A 19,935-nucleotide genomic window follows, 5' to 3' on the forward strand; every position below is an offset into this window, starting at 1 on the left:
CAGGAGACGCCTCACCATGGCTAAAATCATCTATACCCACACCGACGAAGCGCCCATGCTGGCCACGTATTCTTTCCTGCCGATCATTGAGGCTTTCGCGTCGACGGCCGGTGTGGAGGTGGAGACCCGCGACATTTCGCTGGCCGGGCGCATCATTGCGACGTTCAGCGATCACCTGACCGAGGAACAGCGCATCGGTGACGCGCTGGCGGAGCTGGGGGAGTTGGCCACCAAGCCCGAAGCCAACATCATCAAGCTGCCCAACATCAGCGCTTCGGTACCGCAGCTGAAAGCCGCCATCACAGAGCTTCAGGGGCAGGGCTACGCGCTGCCGGACTACCCGGACAGCCCCTCCAGCGACGAGGAATCCGACGTCCGTGCCCGGTATGACAAGATCAAGGGCTCAGCGGTCAATCCGGTGCTTCGTGAAGGCAACTCGGACCGCCGCGCGCCGCAGTCGGTGAAGAACTATGCCCGCAAGAATCCGCACACCATGGGCGCCTGGTCAGCTGATTCGAAGACCAACGTGGCGACCATGAGCGACGGCGACTTCCGGTCCAACGAGAAGTCAGTCGTCATGCAGTCCGATGACTCGCTGACCATTCAGCACGTTGCGCAGGACGGCACCGTGAACGTGCTGAAGAAGGCCTTCCCGGTCCTCGCCGGTGAGGTCATCGATGGAACCGTCATGCGTGCCGCCGCGCTGGACGAGTTCCTCGCTGCGCAGGTTGAGCGGGCGAAGAACGACGGCGTGCTTTTCTCTGCACACCTGAAGGCCACCATGATGAAGGTGTCAGACCCGATCATCTTCGGCCACATTGTCCGCGCATTTCTGCCCGAGGTTTTTGCGGCCTACGGCGATCAGCTCCATGCAGCAGGACTCAGCCCCAACAACGGGCTTGGCTCCATCCTGAGCGGCCTCGAGAAGCTGCCGTCCGGCACGCGTGAGGAAGTGGAAGCCGCCGTCCGCAAGGGCATCGAAAACGGACCGAAGCTGGCGATGGTGGATTCCGACAAGGGGATCACCAACCTGCATGTTCCGAGCGACGTCATCGTCGACGCTTCCATGCCCGCAATGATCCGGACCTCCGGCCACATGTGGGGTCCGGACGGAGAAGAGGCAGACACCCTCGCGGTGCTGCCGGACAGCTCCTACGCGGGCATCTATCAGGTAGTGCTTGACGACTGCCGCGCCAACGGGGCCTTCGATCCCACCACCATGGGCACCGTGCCGAACGTCGGCCTCATGGCTCAGGCAGCTGAGGAATACGGCAGCCACAACAAGACCTTCGAGATCGAAACGCCAGGCAAGGTCCAGATCGTCGACAATTCCGGCAACGTCCTGATCGAGCATGAGGTCCAGCCGGGGGACATCTGGCGTGCGTGCCAGACCAAGGACGTCGCCATCCGGGACTGGGTCAAGCTCGCGGTCACGCGGGCCCGTGCATCAGCAACACCGGCCGTGTTCTGGCTTGATGCGGAGCGCGCGCATGACGCCAACCTGATCGCCAAGGTGAACGAGTACCTCAAGGAACACGACACCGAGGGCCTCCAGCTGGAGATCCTCTCGCCGGTGAAGGCAACCGCATTCTCCCTCGAACGGATCCGCAGGGGCGAAGACACCATTTCCGTCACAGGAAACGTCCTGCGTGACTACCTCACCGACCTGTTCCCGATCCTCGAGCTGGGTACCAGCGCCAAGATGCTTTCCATCGTCCCGTTGATCAACGGCGGCGGTCTGTTCGAGACAGGTGCGGGTGGTTCCGCTCCGAAACACGTGCAGCAGCTCGTCCGTGAGAACCATTTGCGCTGGGACAGCCTCGGCGAGTTCCTTGCGCTTGCGGTCAGCTTCGAGCACCTGGCCACCACCGCAGGAAATGCGCGTGCCCAGATCCTGGCGGACACGCTGGACCGCGCCACCGCTACCTTCCTGCTGGAGAACAAGTCACCGAGCCGCAAGGTCGGCGAAATCGACAACCGCGGAAGCCACTTCTACCTGGCACAGTTCTGGGCCAAGGAGTTGGCCGGGCAGAGTGAGGATGCTGAACTGGCATCGGCATTCTCCGCAGTGGCGGAGCAGCTGACGTCCAACGAAGACACCATCCTGTCGGAACTGCTCGCAGTGCAGGGAACACCTGTGGACATCGGCGGCTACTACCACCCGGATATCACCAAGGTGGTTGCCGCGATGCGCCCGTCACAAAAGTTCACTGAAGTCCTCTCGACTCTCGGCTAAGGCCGGTTCAGGGAAGGCCTCGTATTCGCGCTTGATCAGCACGAGTACGGGGCCTTCGCCGTTAATTTCTCGCCGAATTTCGGACCGCGCCCATCCGGAGAGGCATTTACTTCGAATGGAAGGCATGCTTACCTTAACGACGAGGTAGCGATCCACAGGGGGTGGTGACAGATGAATAGGCGCATTCGCCGTTCTGCTGCTGCCGCCGTGCGGATTTCTCTTATTAGCGCCGGTGGCGCGCTGGGCTGGCTCGCTCTTTCAGCAGGAACCGCAATAGCTGACGACGACGGCAAGCTCACCTCCCTCGGATCTGTCACTTCTGTGGTCGAGTCGGTTACGACTCCCGTGGAAGCCATTGTTCAAGATGTCGCCGCGCCGCTCACTCCCAAGCCGGCTGCAACAGCATCGACGTCGTCGAACCAGACCATCGAACTTCCCGCCGTCTCAGACGTTGTCAGCAGCGTGCCCGAGAACGTCGGAAACCTGAACGTCGTCGAAGTGGTTGCACCGGCCACCCAGCTGATCGATGCCGGGTTATCGCAAACACCGATCGTGAATGTTGTTGTTCCTCAGGGAACAACAACCGCTGTTACCCAACCTGTGCTGGAGGTCGTGGATTCCACGGTTGCGCCGGTTCTGCAGCCTGTCCAGCAGGTGGTGACCCCGGTCGTTGAGGTGATCGAGCCCGTTGTCCGGACAGTTGACCCAGTGATTGACGTAGTTGAGCCGGTTGTTAGTCCGGTTGTCAAGGTAGTTGATCCGGTTGTCGACGTCGTCGAGCCGGTGGTGAGTCCGGTCATCGATCCGGTCATCGACGTAGTTGATCCCGTGGTGAAGCCCGTTGTTCCTGTCGTGGCGCTTCCCGAACCGGCCGACGTAATCGCACCGACCGACGTCGTCGAACCGGCGGACGTCGTCGAAGTGGTGCCGACCGAAGTTGCTGCCGAGCCGTCGGTGGTTGACAGTGACAGTTCAAGTGACGAGCTTCGCGCGGCCGCCCTGAAGGCTCCGGTCGAGCTGAGCGTCGATGTAACGACCCAGAATGCGCCCCTCCCGCAAGCTCCGCCAGCTGTCGCGGTCGAGGAGGGAACTGTTGCCACACCAAGCGGCGCCCGGCTGTCGCAGGGTGCGGTGCACGAGCTTCAGGGATTCCCATCTTTCGCGTCGGTAGACCACCAGCAGCCAGCAGGCCCCCTGGGTGTTAGTCCAGGTAGCGCCAACACCGGGGTGATCGGCTCAGGCTCCGTAGGGTCGGGAAGCCCCTACGCGACTAACGCGCAGTTCTCCTTCGATTTTGTACTTTCCTCTGCGGGCTCACCGCAGTCCGGCTATCTTGCTGCGCTGCCTTCCGGCCCAACCTTCGACCCTGGTTCAACTCCTGATTGATGAGCCGTCGGCTGCCCTTTGACGGGCGGCGAACGGTCAATGTGGCGCGTGTATGCGTCATCAAAACATCAATTCAGGAGAAATGAATCATGCATACCTGCATACAACGAGGAATCAAAGTATTCCTCCTCGCCGGGGGCATTCTCGTCCTTGGCGCCGGGGCGGCGTCAGCCGATGAGACCGGCATAACGGTACTGGGCGATGTCGCAGCGCCCGTCAACGTGAGCGGCAACGCCGTCTCGGTGATCGGGGACGCCTCCTCTGAGGGGTCGACTTCGTCATCGGATGGAGTCGCCGCTAACAGCAGCGATCCTGCTGGAATCACCGGTTCGGAAGGCACCCTCGTGGGTGACGTGACCGCAGCCGTAGAGGCAGTCGTTCCGGTGAATGTGAGTGGAAACTCGATCGCCGTAGTGGGGGATACTTCCTCGACCAGCTCGGACCCCTCGGCCACTGGCACATCCACCGGCGGTGGAGCGGTGACCTCTTCGAGTGAAAGTCTGGTCGGCGATATCGCTGCAGGCGTCGCCGCTGTCGCTCCCATAAATGTCAGCGGGAATTCTGTTTCGGTGATTGGTGACTCCTCGACCGGTGGTGCTGACTCTGCTGCCCAGGGTTCTACCTCGGGTGATGTCGCGACCGGCGGTGCTGAGGGAACCAACGATGACGGTTTGCTCGGTGACGTTGTTGCTGATGTTGATGCGATTGTTCCGGTGAATGTTGGCGGTAACGCGGTGTCGGTGATTGGTGATTCGTCGACAGTTGGCTCTGGCTCCGCTGCTGGCGGTGGAACCTCGGGTGATGTTGCCGCTGGTGGTTCCGAGGGCGCCAACGATGATGGTCTGTTGGGGAACGTTGTTGGTGACGTTGACGCGGTTGTGCCGGTGAATGTCGGTGGGAACGCGGTGTCGGTGATCGGTGACTCCTCGTCGACGGGTTCCGAGTCTGCTGCTGGCGGTGAAACCTCGGGTGATGTTGCTGCTGGTGGAGCCGAAGGTGCCAACGATGATGGTCTGTTGGGGAACGTTGTTAGTGACGCTGATGCGGTTGTGCCGGTGAATGTCGGTGGGAACGCGGTGTCGGTGATCGGTGACTCCTCGTCGACGGGTTCCGAGTCCGCTGCTGGCGGTGAAACCTCGGGTGATGTTGCTGCTGGTGGCACCGAAGGCATGAACGATGATGGTCTGCTCGGGAACGTTGTTGGTGACGCTGATGCGGTTGTGCCGGTGAATGTGGGCGGTAACGCGGTCTCTGTGATCGGTGACTCCTCGTCGACGGGTTCCGATTCAGGTGCCCAGGGTTCGGTGTCGGGTGATACCGGCAACGGTGGTTCCGAGGGAACCAATGATGATGGTCTGCTTGGTGACGTTGATGCGGTTGTGCCGGTGAATGTGGGCGGTAACGCGGTCTCTGTGATCGGTGACTCCTCGTCGACGGGTTCCGATTCAGGGGCTGACGGTTCGACGTCGGGTGATGTTGCTGCTGGTGGAGCCGAAGGCGCCAACGACGACGGTCTGCTTGGCGACGTTGTTGGTGACGCTGATGCGGTTGTGCCGGTGAATGTCGGTGGGAACGCGGTGTCGGTGATTGGTGACTCCTCGTCGACGGGTTCCGATTCAGGAGCCCAGGGTTCGGTGTCGGGTGATACCGGCAACGGTGGTTCCGAGGGAACCAATGATGATGGTCTGCTTGGCGACGTTGTTGGTGACGTTGATGCGGTTGTGCCGGTGAATGTAGGCGGTAACGCGGTGTCGGTGATCGGTGACTCCTCGACCGGTGGCGCTGATTCGGGTGCCCAAGGTTCTACCTCGGGTGATACCGGCAACGGTGGTTCCGAGGGAACCAATGATGATGGTCTGCTTGGCGACGTTGTTGGTGACGCTGATGCGGTTGTGCCGGTGAATGTCGGTGGGAACGCGGTGTCGGTGATCGGTGATTCGTCGACCAGTGGTTCTGAGTCTGCTGCCGGCGGTGAGACAAGTGGTGATGCTGCTGACGGTGGTTCCGAGGGAACCAACAATGACGGTCTGCTTGGTGACGTGGTCGGTGACGTTGATGCGGTTGTGCCGGTGAATGTCGGTGGGAACGCGGTTTCGGTGATTGGTGATTCGTCCACTGAGGGAACCAAGTCTGTTGCCGGGGGTGAGACCAGTGGTGATGCTGCTGCTGGTGGTTCCGAAGGTACGAACGACGATGGTCTGCTTGGCGATGTTGTTGGTGACGTTGATGCGGTTGTGCCGGTGAATGTTGGCGGGAACGCGGTCTCCGTGATCGGTGACTCCTCGTCGACGGGATCTGAGTCTGTTGCCGGCGGTGAGACCAGTGGTGATGCTGCTGCTGGTGGTTCCGAAGGTGCCAACGACGGTGGTCTGCTCGGTGACGTGGTCGGTGACGTTGATGCGGTTGTGCCTGTGAATGTCGGCGGGAACGCGGTGTCGGTGATCGGTGACTCCTCGACCAGCGGTTCTGAGTCTGCTGCTGGCGGCGCGACGTCGGGTGATGCTGCCGCTGGTGGCACCGAAGGCATGAACGATGATGGTCTGCTCGGGAACGTTGTTGGTGACGTTGATGCGGTTGTTCCGGTGAATGTTGGCGGTAACGCGGTTTCGGTGATCGGTGATTCGTCGACTGACGGATCTGAGTCTGCTGCTGGCGGCGCGACCTCGGGTGATACCGGCAACGGTGGTTCCGAGGGAACCAATGACGACGGTCTCCTCGGTGACATCGGAGTTGACCTCGGTGTCATCGTTCCTATCAACGTTGGCTGCAACTCAATCTCGGTCATTGGCGACAGCAACTCGTCCGATTGCGGATCTGCCGCAGATGGTCCTTCTGTTCCGGTAAATCCTGAGGATCCGACCGATCCGGTGACTCCGGTGAACCCTGAGGACCCGACCGATCCTGTGACTCCGGTAAATCCTGAGAACCCGGGCTCGCCCGCTGAACCTGGCTTCCCAACGACGCCCGGTGATGAGATGACACCCGGTGACGAGGTGACCCCCGGTGAGGAGAACTCTCCCACGACCGGTGGCCCTGCTGTTCCAGGTAATGAGAGTGGTACTCCCGGTAACGGGGCTCAGGGTGGCAACACTGCTGCGGACAGCGGCATGATCGCTGAGTCCACGGTGGTTCTGGCGAGCACCGGCGTCATGGCCAGTGCTGGTTCAAGCCCGGCCGCTGACATGAACGCCGTATCGGGCAACCCCGCCCGTGGCAGCCTCGCGCAGACCGGCGTCGATTCATCGGTGCTACTTCTGATGGGAGGCCTGCTGCTGGGATGCGGTGTCGCCCTGGTATCGCGTCGGACTAGTACCGCGCGCATCTAGGTTGAACGAGGCGATGGCCGGAGTCCACGTGGCTCCGGCCATTCGCCACGCCTGCATTAGGTGCCTCTCGTAACAATCCCGGGCCGGATGCGACGGCGGTGAAACGCTCGTGTTACTTCTTGAAACATGAAATCGCAACACCCCGCTGCGTCCGCTGAGGAGCGCAACGCCCGCATCGCCGTCACCATCTTTCCGTTGCTCGTCCTGGGCGGCGGCGCCATCGCGCTGATGATGCCGACGGCGTTCACCGGCCTCGCGCCGGCTATCAACCCTCTTCTCGGCGTGATCATGTTTGGAATGGGCCTGACGCTGACCCCGCCGGATTTCGCAATGATCGCCCGGCGACCGATTCCGGTGGTCATCGGCGTCATTGCGCAGTTCGTGGTGATGCCGCTGCTGGGACTGCTGGTGGTTTCCGTGCTCGGACTGCCGCCCGCGCTGGCAGCCGGTGTGATCCTCGTTGGATGCTGCCCCGGCGGAACGGCATCAAATGTTGTGTCCTACCTTGCCAAGGGGGATGTAGCGCTGTCGGTCGCCATGACCACTGTGTCGACGCTGCTTGCTCCGCTCCTGACCCCGCTGCTGACCCTCTGGCTGGCCGGACAATACCTACCGGTCGACGCCGGCGCCATGGCATGGTCCATCGTCCAGATCGTGCTGATTCCCGTGGCACTCGGACTGGCAGCACGCCTGCTCCTGCCTCGTCTCGTGGCAGCAGCGCTCCCCGTGCTGCCCTGGATCTCTGTCGCCGCGATCACGCTGGTGGTCATGGCAGTAGTCGGTTTGAGCGCCGAGGCGATCTTCTCCGCGGGCCTGCTCGTACTGCTGGCAGTAGTCCTCCACAACGGATTTGGCTACGCGCTCGGCTACACAGCGGCACGGCTCTTCAAGCTGCCTGTTCCGGCGCGGCGCACCACGGCAGTCGAGGTCGGAATGCAGAACTCAGGCCTCGCGGCGGGTCTGGCCCGGACTCACATGACTCCGGAGTCAGCTCTTCCGGCAGCGATCTTCTCGGTCTGGCACAACGTCTCGGGCGCGCTCCTGGCAGCCTACTGGCGACGCCGCGGTGCAGCCGGGGAGACGCAGCGCCCAGCACCGGAAACGAACCTCGCGAGCTAATCCCCACGTTGATTCGGCAGGACACACCCCTTTTCCCGCGGGATAAGGGGTGTGTCCTGCGAACTCACGGAGCTTCCGAGCCGCTACCGGTCGTCGTTGGCGTACCGGAGGCCCAGCTGGGCCCGAACGCCGTCGAACATCCGCATGGTGTCGAGCGTGTGCTGAAGCGGCATGGTGGGGCTTTCGAGGAGTCCCTCCTGAATGCACCGCGTCGTTTCGCGCAGTTCGTAGGCGTACCCGTTCCCTGCCTGCTCGAATTTCTCAACCCGCGCTTCACCGCCGTGCGGATGCACGTACAGTTCCCGCGGATTGTGGAGCGGTGCGGACGTGCGCAGCCAGCCCTTGCTGCCGGCGACAGTGGCCTGGCTGGGCCCGGATGCCAATAACGACGACGATAGCTGGGCCTGCGCGCCGCTCGCGTAGGTGAGGGTCAGCGCGTTCTGCGCGTCCACGCCGTCGTCGTTCAGTGTGCCTTCGGCTGCAACCGAGGTGGGGAAGCCCAGCGAACCAAGTGCCCACGTGGACGGGTAGACGGTGAGGTCCAGCAGTGCGCCTCCGCCTGCAAGAGGATCCCAGAGGCGGGCCTCCGGATTGTAGGCGGCTGGAAAGCCAAGATCCGCCTGCACCCAGCGGATGTCGCCGAGCTCACCCGAATGGATGATGTCCCAGGCCCTGTTCACACTCGGGAGGAAACGCGTCCACACTGCCTCCATGAGGAACACCCGCTTCTCCCGGGCCAGGTTGATGAGCTCCTCCGCTTCCCGTGCGTTGACGGTGAACGCCTTCTCGCACAGGACGTGCTTGCCTGCCGAAAGCAGGGCCTTGCACACCTCGTAGTGCTGGCCATGCGGGGTCGCTACATACACGACGTCAACGTCCGGATCCTCAGCCAGCCGCTCGAAACCGCGGGAGCCGCCGTCGTCGTAATGCACGGTTGCAAAGCCGTGCGTGTCCGCGAAGGTGCGCGCCCGTTCTTCCAGCCGCGAACTCACCGCCTGCAGCACCGCGTCCTCAAGGCGGGCAATATCCTCGGTCACTTTGCGTGCGATGCCGCCGGTGGCAACCACGCCCCAGCGCAGCGGTGCGCCGGTTGCGGCGAAAGGCGAGGGCGCGTCCGGCGCGACGCACGGGGGCACAGGGAAACGGAGGTTTGTCGTCATCCCCTCATACTTCCCAATGCGGGAGGGCCAGTCCACCCGTTACGCCGCCGGTACGTCCGCGGCGCGCCTTCGGAGGACCAACGGGCCCACGCTCGCCAGGCACAGCGCGGTCATAGCGAGGACCAGCGTCCGGTAGTCGACCAGGCCCAGCAGCGCAGCTGCCAGCATCGATGCCCCGACCTGGGGGACATTGATCATCATGTTGGTTGCCGCAGACGTCCGTCCCTGCATCGACGGCGGAGTTTCCTGCTGACGCAGCGTCACGAACGCGATGATTGCCCATGGAACCCCGAGTCCCAGCAGCACGGTGGAGCCGAGAACCACCGACAAAAGAGTGGACCCTGAGCCAAGAACCGAGACGCCAAGCAGCAGGATGCCGACGACGATGGTGCGCGGAATGCCGACGCGCCTGATCACCGCGCTGGCAGTCAATCCGCCAACCACCGACATGACGCCCTGGCAGCTGATCAGAACACTGAGGAACTCCGGCGGCAGGCCGAGGCCCTGATCAACCGTCGCAAAGATGGTGACGTTGAGGACGCCCGTGGCGCCTACCGCGATCACCAGCGTGAGCAGCGCCGGGCGCAGCAGCGCGTGGCCGAGCAGGAAGCGGAAGCCCGCCGTACTGGTTGCCCAGAACGAATCCGGCTCATGGGAGTGCACCGCTTCGCGCAGGCGGAGGCGGCTCAGAACGAGCGCAGCGATGAGGAAGGACAGGCAGGTCATCGCCACGACCCAGTTCATTCCCCACAGCCCCAGAATCCCGGCGCCGATCAGGGGCGACACAATGCGCAGCCCCTGGTCCACACTGCTCAGCAGGCCGTTGGCGGGAGCAAGCAGCCGGTCCTCGAGCAAGTCGCGGAGAACCCCGGACTGCGCCGCTGATGTCACGTAGGACGCGTTGGCGTAGATGAAGATCACCAGATAGATCAGCCACACCTGGTCCGCGGAGCGCACCAGCAGCAGAGCCAGTACGACGACGGCGGCAGCCACGTTGGTCGCGGTCAGTACAGGAATGCGTCGGAACCGGTCGGCAAGCTGCCCGGTCAGAGGTGCCAGCAACGCGGGCAGGCCGAGGGCGGCGAAGACCAGTCCCGCAGCCGCGTCGCTACCGGTGAGCTGCTTCACCCAGATGGCGGCCGTGAGATAGAGCGCGGAGTCGCCGAAGTTGGAAAAGACCCAGGCGAGCCCGAGGCGGCGGAAGGCGGGAATCCGCAGCACGTCCCGGTTGGTGCCGACGGCTTGGGCATGTGGTTCTTCGACCCCGGCGCTCACTGATCGTCCCCGACGGCGGATCCGCCTGTCTCTCGGGCTTTCGCGACTCCGCCGCGGTCAGGATCGATGTTGAGGACGGCGAAGAGCTGAACCGGAACCGACCCTTCAGGGCGATTCCCGGCGTGCTGCCAGCGTCCGTCGAAACGGCGACTGAGTTCCAGGAGGTCATCCCGGAACTGCCGGAGTTCCTCGTGGGTGGCATAGAAGCTTGAGCCCATGACGGACGAAACGTCGATGTCCTCCACCGGCAGCTGCGGCGCCCGCTGCAGCCAGGACTGGATGCGGTCGGACTGGCGGTGAACGTGAATGCCGGCCATCGCTGATACTGCGTGAACCGAACCCGCGGCATTCCGGTCGATCACCTGTGAACGGCTGGAAGACACGGTCTTCCAGGGCTTCTCGCGGCCGGGCCGATCGACCTTCTCTATGTAACCGTGCTTGGCGAGTATCCGCAGGTGGTAGGAACAGCTGGCAACGGATTCACCGGTCGCCGCTGCGCACTCGGTTGCTGTTGCCTCTCCCTGGTCATCCAGGACGTCGAGCAACTCAAGCCGGACGGGGTGCGCCAACGCACGGATGCGGACCGGGTCGCTGACGACCTGCTCATCTGCGGGGCCACGATAGGTGACGCCGGGGGAGAAAGGGGCAGCGCCGTCGTCGTTGGTCATGACAACAGTGTTGCATCCTAAAGAAAGCTTTAGCAACAAGTCTTTAGAAACGGGAGAAAGAAATCCCCGGCCGCGGGAGTGCGGCCGGGGATTTTTCGGGTGTTACTTGGTCAGTTCGGACAATGTCGGGTCGTTGGCGTAGGCCTCCGCCGCGTTTTCCTGGGTGACGATCTGGGGCTCCAGCAGGTAGGCGGGAACAACCTTCACGCCGTTGTCGTAGGAATCGGGATCGTTGATTTCGAGTTCTTCACCTGCAGCGAGGCCTTCCACCATTCCAATGGAGTGATCCACCAGGGCGCGGGTGTCCTTGTTGATGGTGGAGTACTGCTCGCCGGCCATGATGGACTTGACGGACTCAACCTCGGAATCCTGTCCGGTGACAACCGGCAGGTCCTTGCCCGCAGCCGTGACCGAGGTCAGGATCGCGCGGGCCAGGTTGTCGTTGGGGGAGAGAACGCCGTGCAGTTCGGTGTCGGAGTAGTTGCCGCTGAGCAAGGTGTCCATGCGGGTCTGCGCGTTGCCGGCTTCCCAACCCTGGGTCACGGTCTGGTTGAACTCGACCTGCCCGGACACGACGTTGAGGTTACCCGCGTCGATCTCCGGCTGGAGAACGCTCATGGCACCGTCGAAAAATACCTGGGCGTTGGCATCATCGGGGGAGCCTGCGAAGAGCTCGATGTTGTAGGGGCCCTCGCCTTGCTCTGCCATGCCGTCAAGCAGCGCCTGGCCCTGCAGTTCGCCGACCCGGAAGTTGTCATACGCCACGTAGTAGTCGACGTTCTCTGTGTTGGTCAGGAGGCGGTCATAGGCGATGACGGTGATGCCGGCGTCCTTGGCCTGCTGCAGCTGGGTGCCGAGCTGGGCGCCGTCGATCGCTCCGACGATCAGGACCTCAACACCGTTGGTGATCATGGAGCTGATCTGGTTCTGCTGCTCGGAAACGCCGCCGTTGGCGAACTGGACGTCCGGATCGTAGCCTGCTTCGGTCAGGCCGTCATTGAACAGGCCTTCTGCCAGTACCCAGTTCTCGGAGGTCTTCTGGGGCAGGGCGACGCCGATGGCCGAGCCTTCCTCGAAGCCCGCCGCTGCTTCGCCGCCGGGCGTTTCCTCGGCCCTGCCGCAACCGCTCAGCGCCAGCGCCGAGATAGCTGCAACCGCCGCAAAGGTGGTGGATAACTTGCGCATTCTGTTTTCTCTTTCTCTATGAGGGGGTTGTGTGTTGCTTGATCAGGACACGGTTGCGTCGTGGGAGACGACCTTCTTGGTGTCCGTCGGAACTTCGGGTCTGCCCTGGCCGCCGAAGTTCTTCATCAGCAGACCGGTGATCGACCGCTTGCCCTGGCTCTTGTTGTAGACGTCGAATGCAACGGCGACCAGGAGCACCAGCCCCTTGATGATCTGGGTCATGTCCGCGCCGATGCCGAGCAGTTGCAGGCCGTTGTTCAGCACTGCCATGACCAGGCCGCCGATGATGGAGCCGACCACGGTGCCAACGCCACCGGTGACGGCAGCACCTCCGATGAAGACCGCTGCGATCGCGTCGAGTTCCCAGCCGACGCCGTCGAAGGGCCCGGAAGCTGTGGAGCGCCCGACGAAGATCATTCCGGCGAGCGAGGCCAGGATGGACATGTTCATCAGCACCAGGAAGTCGACCTTCTTGCTCTGCACGCCCGTGAGTTCCGCTGCGTGGCGGTTGCCGCCGACAGCGTAGACGTGGCGGCCGACGATGGTCTTGCTCGAGACGAACGCGTAGATGATCACAAGCACGCCCAGGATCAGGCCCGGTACAGGGAAGGAGGTGCCGCGGTTACCGGTGGCGAAGAGGTAGGTGGCGTAGAGGATAGCGGCACACAGCAGAGCCATCTTCAGGATGGACACCCACTGCGCGGGGGGCTGGGCGCCGACTTTCTCGAAGCGGCGGCGCTTGCGCATTTCGAGGTAGATCACTGCACCGCAGAGGGCGAGGCCCAGCAGGACGGTCAGGTTGTTGTACCCGCTTACCGGACCTACCTCAGGAAGATAGCCCGCGCCGAGGTAACGGAACTCCTGCGGCACTGGAACGGTGGTCGACTGGCCCACGTACTGGTTGAAGCCGCGGAACAGCAGCATGCCGGCGAGGGTGACAATGAAGGCGGGTATGCCCACATAGGCAACCCAGAAACCCTGCCACGCACCGATCAGCGCTCCGAGCAGCAGGCCGACGACGACGCCCATGTACCAGGGCAAGCCCCAGTCGCGCATCACCACAGCGACCACGATGCCGGCGAAGGCGGCGACGGAACCCACCGAGAGGTCGATGTGCCCGGCGATGATCACCAGCACCATGCCGATCGCGAGGATCAGGATGTAGGAGTTGCCGTTGAAGAGATTGATCATGTTGGTGGGCGTCAGTGTCTTGCCGCCGGTCATGATCTGGAAAAAGACAACCAGTGCAATCAACGCAAAGATCATCCCGAATTGGCGGGTATCTCCGCCGAAGAGCTGTTTAAGGGAGGTCATGGTTTTCCTTGGATCCGGGTTAAGCAGTTTTCCTGCTGGCTGTCATGAGTTTCATCAGGTTTTCCTGATCCGCGTCTCCGCGTTTCAGCTCTCCCGTGATGGCGCCTTCGAAGATGGTGTAGATGCGGTCGGACAGGCCAAGCAGTTCCGGCAACTCTGATGAGATGACGATGACGCCCTTGCCCTGGTTGGCCAGCCGCTGAATGATGCCGTAGATCTCAAACTTGGCTCCGACGTCGATACCGCGGGTTGGCTCGTCGAGAATGAGCAGGTCCGGGTCGGTGAACATCCACTTGGCCAGGACAACCTTCTGCTGGTTTCCGCCGGACAGCTTCGATACGCCCTCGTTGACCGAAGGAGTCTTGGTGCGCAGGGTCCGGCGGTACTCGTCCGCAACGAGGAACTCCTGATCTTCGTCGACCACCATGCCGTTGGTGATCTTCTTCAAGTTCGCCGCCACGGTAGTGGACTTGATGTCGTCGAGGAGATTGAGGCCGAGGGACTTGCGGTCCTCGGTGACGTACGCCAGACCGTGATTGATCGCCTGCGGGACGGTGCGCAGATGCAGCTCTTTGCCGTCCTTGAAAATTTGGCCGGACTTGAAGTTGCCGTAGGAGCGGCCAAAGATCGACCGCGCCAGTTCAGTTCTGCCGGCACCCATCAGGCCTGCGAAGCCTACGACTTCGCCGCGCTTGACGGTGAAGCTCGCATTCTTGCAGACCAGCCGGTCAGCGACGCGGGGGTGAGCTACGGTCCAATTCCGCACTTCGAAGAACACTTCGCCGATATCGGGAGTGTGGTCCGGGAACCGGGATTCCAGGGAGCGCCCCACCATGCCGCGGATGATGCGGTCTTCATCGACGCCGTCGTTCTTCACGTGCAGGGTCTCGATTGCCTTGCCGTCACGGATGATGGTGATCGAGTCAGCGATCTGCTCGATCTCGTTGAGCTTGTGGGAGATCATGATGCAGGAAATCCCCTTGGCACGCAGCCCGGACATCAGATCCAGCAGGTGCTGGGAGTCGGACTCGTTCAGCGCCGCGGTGGGCTCGTCGAGGATGAGCAGCTTCACCGACTTGCTGAGCGCTTTGGCGATCTCGACCAGCTGCTGCTTGCCGACGCCGATGTCCTTGATTTTGGTGATTGGGTCCTCGCTCAGGCCTACGCGCGCCAGAAGTTCCTGGGTGCTGGCATTGACCTTGTCCCAGTCGATGACTCCGAAGCGGGTGGGCTCGTTGCCCAGGAAGATGTTCTCGGCGATGGAAAGCTCGGGAATCAGAGCCAGTTCCTGATGAATGATGACAATCCCGGCGGCCTCGCTTGAGCGGATGTCCCTGAACTGGACTTCCTGGCCCTGGAAGATGATCTGTCCGCCGTAGGTTCCGTGCGGATAGACACCGGACAGCACCTTCATCAGAGTGGACTTGCCGGCGCCGTTCTCGCCGCAGATGGCGTGAATTTCCCCGGCAGTCACGGCGAGGGAAACATCGTCCAGAGCTTTCACGCCCGGGAATTCCTTGGTGATCGACTGCATCTCGAGGATGGTGTGGTTATCCCTGAAGGCCTTCCCGCAACTGACTGCGCTGTCTTCAGGCCGAGAAAGGCCCGCCAAAAAAGTAAACTCTTAGTAGGGTGTTGTCGTCAAGTCTTGAACGCAAAATTGATCCCAACTATTGGAAATCCAGAAGCTAGCTTGAGCTCAGGCTGGGCTGGGACAGCACGACGGCGACCCCTCCCAGTGCCTCAGCGCGGTCCCCGAGCGAGCCCATGCTGACTGTGGTCGACTCGCCAACCACTGGCACAGCATGCCGCAGCAGCCCACGCCGGACGGGGTCCAGCAGAATGTCGCCCAGTCCGGTCAGGGATCCGCCGAGAACAATCAGTTCGGGGTTGATCAGGTTTGCGACATGGGCGATCGCGCGTCCGATGGCGAGGCCGGCGTCGTCGATGACCCGAAGGGTTGCGGTGTCTCCGCCCAGGGCCAGTTGCACGATGTCGGGTGCTGTAAGCGGACGGTGGCTGGTGCGCTCCAGCAGGCTGATCATGGTTGCCGTCGAGGCGACGGTTTCGAGGCAGCCGCGGTTGCCGCAGCGACAGATGAGGCCGTGCTCGTCGATGGTGGTGTGGCCCAGTTCCCCGGTGATCCCTACGTTGCCGTAGTACAGCGCACCGTTGAGAATCAGTCCGGCACCGATGCCTGACCCGATCTTCACGAAAATCAGGTTCTCCACAGAGCTGTGCGGGCCCCACGTGACCTGCGCCAGCGCGCCGAGATTGGCGTCGTTGTCAATGAAGACTGGGATTCTGAGCCGCTCGCTGAACGTCTCGAGGATGTTGATTCCCACCCATTCAGGCAGGATGGCACCCTGCACAACGGTTCCGGTGCGCCGGTCGATGGGGCCCGGGATGCCAATGCCGGCCCCGAGCACTGCGCTTCGGGAAGTGCCTGACTCGGTGAGCAGCCGGTCGAGGAGCTCCGCGGCGGCGTCGAGCCCTTCCTCTGCTGTGTGGCCCGCGGTCAGTGGGATGGCCTCCTCGGAGAGGACTCGGTAATCGGGTCCGGCAAGGACTACCCGCACATGCCTGCGGCCGATGTCGATCCCCACAGCAACTGAACCGTTGTCATTGAGCGCGACGGACAGGGCCCTGCGCCCGGAGCTCGTGGTGGGACTGGTTGTGACTGTTCCCGAGTCCGCCATGCCACGGACGATGTTGGAGACCGTCGCTGTGGAAAGCCCGGTCTGGCGGGCTAGTTCAGCCTGCGTCTGCGGACCGCCGGTAGCAAGCGCCTGGACAATCCTTTGCTCGTTGAGCTGCCGGAGAGCGGACTGGGAGCCGGGCTTGTGGCGGCTCGGGTTGGGGACAGGCCGCGATGGCGCGGGGGACTCGACGGACATGCCTACACATTCCTACATGCAGGTTGTTGCCGTCAAGAAGTAAACGCAACTCGGTGCAGCGCAGCCAACTCCTGATAGCGGGAAGCGTTGTCCCGAACACCCTGAAGCTCATCCTCGTTCAACTCCCGGCGGACCTTCGCCGGGACGCCGGCCACCAGCGAATGCGGCGGCACCTGCATGCCTTCGAGGACCACGGCGCCGGCCGCGACCAGGGATCCCTCGCCGATGGTTGCGCCGTTCATGATGGTGGCGCTCATGCCGATGAGGCAGTCGTTCCCGATCGTGCATCCGTGCACGACGGCGCTGTGCCCCACGCTGACGCGGTCTCCCACACTGGCGGGGAAGCCCGGATCGGCATGCACGACGACGTTGTCCTGCAGGTTGGTACCCGCGCCGATGGTGATCGTTTCCGTATCTGCGCGCACGCTGACTCCGTAGAACGCGCTGGAGTTATCCCCGAAGGTTGCGTTGCCGATGATTGACGCAGTCGGTGCGACGAACACCGTCTCGGGGATTGAGGGAGTATTGCCGCCGAATTCGATGATGTGTCCCATCCACCCAGCCTATCGCCGCCGTGTTTTTCGGCCGAGCTTTCTCCGCGTGAAGCAACCTGGACGGGCGGGTGAGCAACCTGGACCGGGCCAGGGGCAGCCCGACCGGGCCGAAGAGCAGTGTGGACCGGGCCAGGGGCAATTCGGACCGGCATGTGAGCAACCTGGACGGGCGGGTGAGAAGCCCGGAACGAGGTGAGGGAAATGTCGCTCACCCCTGTCCATGTTGCTCCAGCCGCGATCGCAACCCCGCCGTCTGCGTCCCACATCGTCCCGCCCCTTCGCCTCCCCTCCGCCTTGCACCTCGTCCCGCCCTCCGCGTCCCACCTCGTCCCTCCCCTTCGCCTCCCACTTCGTCCCGCCGTTCCCCCTCTGGCAGGACTCAGCATTGCGGGCGTTATCCACATAGCCGGTTCGCCTTCCGCGCGCAGGCGGACGATGGGATTTGCTGGGAACCATGGCTGACTTTCCACTGCGAATCCGCACCAGCGCCGACAAACCGTACGAGGAGGCCTGGCCGCGGGAGCTTTCGCGGCGTGCCAAGAGCGGCGAACTGATAAGAATCAGGCACGGCTGTTACGTGGACGCCCAAAGCTGGGGACAACTCGAGGACGAGCAGCGTTATCGCGGGATGCTCGAGGCGATGACCCGCACTGCACGTCGTCCCCCACTGTTCGGCGCGGAGACAGCGGGAGTGCTCTGGGGGTTCCCCCGCCCGGACCTGCCGCCGGACATCCAGGTGATCGTGCCGGTGGGTAGCGGGCGCAAGAGTAGCAATGGCGTGCGCCGGATGACGTCTCCTGCAGGCGAGGTCTCCGCCGAAGCGATGGATTGCGGGCTACGTGTGACGGACAAGATCCAGACGGCCGTCGATCTTTGTCTGATCTATGACTTTCCATGGGCAGTCGCTGTGATGGACAGGCTGCTCAACACGAAGCCCCTCCCGGCAGAAAGTCGGAAGTGTCCGGTGACCAAGGCGGACGTCGAAGACGTTATTGCGCTGCTTCCATCCGGAGCCAAACGACGAAAAGTACGCAGGGTCCTCGACTTCGCCGATGGCTCGGCGATGTATCCGGGCGAGTCTCTGAGCCGGGTCTATATCGCCGAGCTCGGATTTCCGGCGCCTGAACTGCAGTACAGAGTGATGGATGAGCTGGGACTGGCTGCTGTCGTTGACTTCTGGTGGAAGGATCACGCGCTGGTCGGAGAGTTCGACGGTCGGGGTAAGTATCAGAAACCCGAGTACATGCAAGGGAAAACGGCTGCCCAAGTGGTGATCGATGAGAAGAACCGGGAGAACCGCATACGAGCCACAGGCAAAAACGTGGTGCGGTGGGAGTGGAAGGAAGCGACGAATCCTCAGCTCCTGCTACAAGAACTCACCAAGGCGGGATTGCCACGCATCAACCGGCGTCCTTGAGGCGCGGGGTGAAGCCGCGAGGAGCGGTACGGACCTGAAGTGGAGGAACCCGGACGAGCCGGCGAGCGATCCGGACCTGAATTGGAGCAACGTGGTCGGACGTGAGCGGTATTTCGGCCACCTTTGTCCAGGTTGCTCCCCGACCGGGTCCGCCGGCCGCCCCGCTTCCACTCCCGGAACAGCCTCAGTCCTCCAGCACTACCGCCTGCGCAACGATCACGCGCTCGCCGTTGAACGTCACGGTAGGGGAGCCATGCAGCCGGTACCCGCTCTCCAGCGCCTCGCTGACGCGCGCACAGAACGCTCGGTCATCGGGCCCGGTCAACACACGGTAGCGCAGGGGTGCTTCTTCACTCATGTTTACTCCTGAAAGGACCTAATTGAAGACGACTGTCCGCGTGCCGTCGAGCAGCACGCGGTGCTCGGCATGCCACTTCACGGCCTGCGCCAGGGTCCGGCTTTCAACGTCCGCGCCCATGGCCGCCAGCTGGGGCGCAGTCCGGGCGTGGTCCACGCGGATGACTTCCTGCTCGATGATGGGTCCCTCATCCAGCGCCGGCGTCACGTAGTGGGCCGTCGCGCCGATCAGCTTGACGCCGCGGGCGTGAGCCTGGTGGTACGGACGCGCACCCTTGAACGACGGCAGGAACGAGTGGTGGATATTGATTGCACGCCCCACCAGCTGCGAGCACAGGGTGTCGCTGAGCACCTGCATGTACCGCGCGAGAACCACAAGCTCGATCCGGTGTTCCGCCACGAGCTCCAGAAGCCGTTCCTCCGCCGAAGCCTTACCGTCAGCACTCACGGGAACATGATGGAAAGGCACTCCATAGAACGCGGCAAGCCCGGCCAGGTCCGTGTGGTTGGAGACAATCACGGGAATCTCGATCGGCAGGATTCCCGCGCGCTGCTGGAAGAGCAGGTCGTTGAGGCAGTGAGCGGACTTGGACGCCATGATGAGAGTGCGCGCCGGTGTGCCTTCGGCGTACAGTCCCCAGGTCATTCCGAACGCCTGGGCTACCGGCGCCAGGTGCGCTTCCACGGCACCCCGTTCCGACCGCGTGGTGATCGCAACCCGCATGAAAAACGTCCCCGAGTCGGGGCTGCCGTACTGCTGAGATTCGGTGATGTTGCAGTCAGCAGCCACCAGCGCCCCGGAAACGGCGTGGACAATTCCCGGCCGGTCATCACAGGAGAGGGTCAGAATGAACGACGACGGCGCGCTGCCGGGAACACCGGCCTGTACAGCTTCAGTCACGCTCCAAGGTTACCGGGCAGCACGGCGGCAAAGTCGCGCTGCGGGTCACCGTCCGCAACAGTTCGAGCCAGCGTGCCCCGCCGTCTAGAATGGCTGAGTCGCGACTGGCGTAACGTGGGCAACCACCAGGAAGCGGCATG

At 62.9% G+C, this 19,935-nt stretch carries 14 protein-coding genes and 1 pseudogene; 5 read left to right on the forward strand and 10 right to left on the reverse strand.

Annotated elements, in window-relative coordinates:
- Positions 1-16 precede the first annotated feature (16 nt).
- The 4 genes from JOD47_RS12780 to JOD47_RS12795 all read left to right on the forward strand — a co-directional run bounded on the left by JOD47_RS12780 (position 17) and on the right by JOD47_RS12795 (position 8,067).
- Positions 17-2,236 (forward strand): NADP-dependent isocitrate dehydrogenase, encoded by a 2,220-nt coding sequence (locus JOD47_RS12780; RefSeq protein ID WP_204534785.1) that lies wholly within the window; start codon positions 17-19, stop codon positions 2,234-2,236.
- A gap of 171 nt (positions 2,237-2,407) precedes the next feature.
- Complete coding sequence (locus JOD47_RS12785) at positions 2,408-3,622, forward strand: hypothetical protein (protein WP_204534786.1); 1,215 nt, start codon at positions 2,408-2,410, stop codon at positions 3,620-3,622.
- A gap of 89 nt (positions 3,623-3,711) precedes the next feature.
- Entirely contained in the window at positions 3,712-6,948 is a 3,237-nt protein-coding gene (locus JOD47_RS17545; protein ID WP_239548100.1) for a beta strand repeat-containing protein, read from the forward strand.
- 126 nt (positions 6,949-7,074) lie between these two features.
- Positions 7,075-8,067 (forward strand): bile acid:sodium symporter family protein, encoded by a 993-nt coding sequence (locus JOD47_RS12795; RefSeq protein ID WP_204534787.1) that lies wholly within the window; start codon positions 7,075-7,077, stop codon positions 8,065-8,067.
- 83 nt (positions 8,068-8,150) lie between these two features.
- Here JOD47_RS12795 and JOD47_RS12800 read toward each other — a convergent pair whose 3' ends face one another.
- From JOD47_RS12800 to JOD47_RS12835, 8 genes are all read right to left on the reverse strand, one after another.
- Positions 8,151-9,227 carry a Gfo/Idh/MocA family protein gene (locus JOD47_RS12800; RefSeq protein ID WP_204534788.1) on the reverse strand — a complete coding sequence of 359 codons (1,077 nt, stop codon included), beginning with the start codon at positions 9,225-9,227 and terminating at the stop codon, positions 8,151-8,153.
- A gap of 39 nt (positions 9,228-9,266) precedes the next feature.
- Positions 9,267-10,502: an MFS transporter gene (locus JOD47_RS12805; RefSeq protein WP_204534790.1), complete on the reverse strand. Its 1,236-nt coding sequence runs from the start codon at positions 10,500-10,502 to the stop codon at positions 9,267-9,269.
- On the reverse strand, positions 10,499-11,170 hold the full coding sequence (locus JOD47_RS12810; RefSeq protein WP_204534791.1) for a winged helix-turn-helix domain-containing protein: 672 nt from the start codon (positions 11,168-11,170) through the stop codon (positions 10,499-10,501). The genes JOD47_RS12805 and JOD47_RS12810 overlap by 4 nt, the downstream gene beginning before the upstream one ends.
- Before the next feature lie 102 nt (positions 11,171-11,272).
- Positions 11,273-12,355 carry a substrate-binding domain-containing protein gene (locus tag JOD47_RS12815; protein ID WP_204534792.1) on the reverse strand — a complete coding sequence of 361 codons (1,083 nt, stop codon included), beginning with the start codon at positions 12,353-12,355 and terminating at the stop codon, positions 11,273-11,275.
- Between the two features lie 42 nt (positions 12,356-12,397).
- On the reverse strand, positions 12,398-13,669 hold the full coding sequence (gene mmsB / locus JOD47_RS12820) for a multiple monosaccharide ABC transporter permease (RefSeq protein WP_204534793.1): 1,272 nt from the start codon (positions 13,667-13,669) through the stop codon (positions 12,398-12,400).
- Positions 13,670-13,688: 19 nt separating this feature from the next.
- Positions 13,689-15,203, reverse strand: a complete 1,515-nt coding sequence (gene mmsA / locus JOD47_RS12825; protein WP_204534794.1) for a multiple monosaccharide ABC transporter ATP-binding protein — start codon at positions 15,201-15,203, stop codon at positions 13,689-13,691.
- A gap of 154 nt (positions 15,204-15,357) precedes the next feature.
- Positions 15,358-16,566, reverse strand: coding sequence for an ROK family transcriptional regulator (locus JOD47_RS12830; RefSeq protein ID WP_204534795.1), 1,209 nt, complete (start codon positions 16,564-16,566; stop codon positions 15,358-15,360).
- A gap of 32 nt (positions 16,567-16,598) precedes the next feature.
- Positions 16,599-17,120: a gamma carbonic anhydrase family protein gene (locus JOD47_RS12835; RefSeq protein ID WP_204534796.1), complete on the reverse strand. Its 522-nt coding sequence runs from the start codon at positions 17,118-17,120 to the stop codon at positions 16,599-16,601.
- Positions 17,121-17,574: 454 nt separating this feature from the next.
- Between JOD47_RS12835 and JOD47_RS12840 the strand changes: the two genes are divergently transcribed.
- Complete coding sequence (locus JOD47_RS12840) at positions 17,575-18,537, forward strand: type IV toxin-antitoxin system AbiEi family antitoxin domain-containing protein (protein WP_204534798.1); 963 nt, start codon at positions 17,575-17,577, stop codon at positions 18,535-18,537.
- A 193-nt stretch (positions 18,538-18,730) separates the two neighbouring features.
- On the opposite strand, the pseudogene JOD47_RS12845 reads toward JOD47_RS12840, so the two are convergent.
- Both JOD47_RS12845 and purU read right to left on the reverse strand, forming a co-directional pair.
- Positions 18,731-18,895, reverse strand: a pseudogene (locus JOD47_RS12845) (DUF1737 domain-containing protein); the annotation flags it as partial.
- 18 nt (positions 18,896-18,913) lie between these two features.
- Positions 18,914-19,795, reverse strand: a complete 882-nt coding sequence (gene purU / locus JOD47_RS12850) for a formyltetrahydrofolate deformylase (RefSeq protein ID WP_204534801.1) — start codon at positions 19,793-19,795, stop codon at positions 18,914-18,916.
- Between the last annotated feature and the right edge of the window lie 140 nt (positions 19,796-19,935).

The sequence above is a fragment of the Arthrobacter tumbae genome (genome assembly GCF_016907495.1).
GTDB lineage: Bacteria > Actinomycetota > Actinomycetes > Actinomycetales > Micrococcaceae > Arthrobacter_D > Arthrobacter_D tumbae.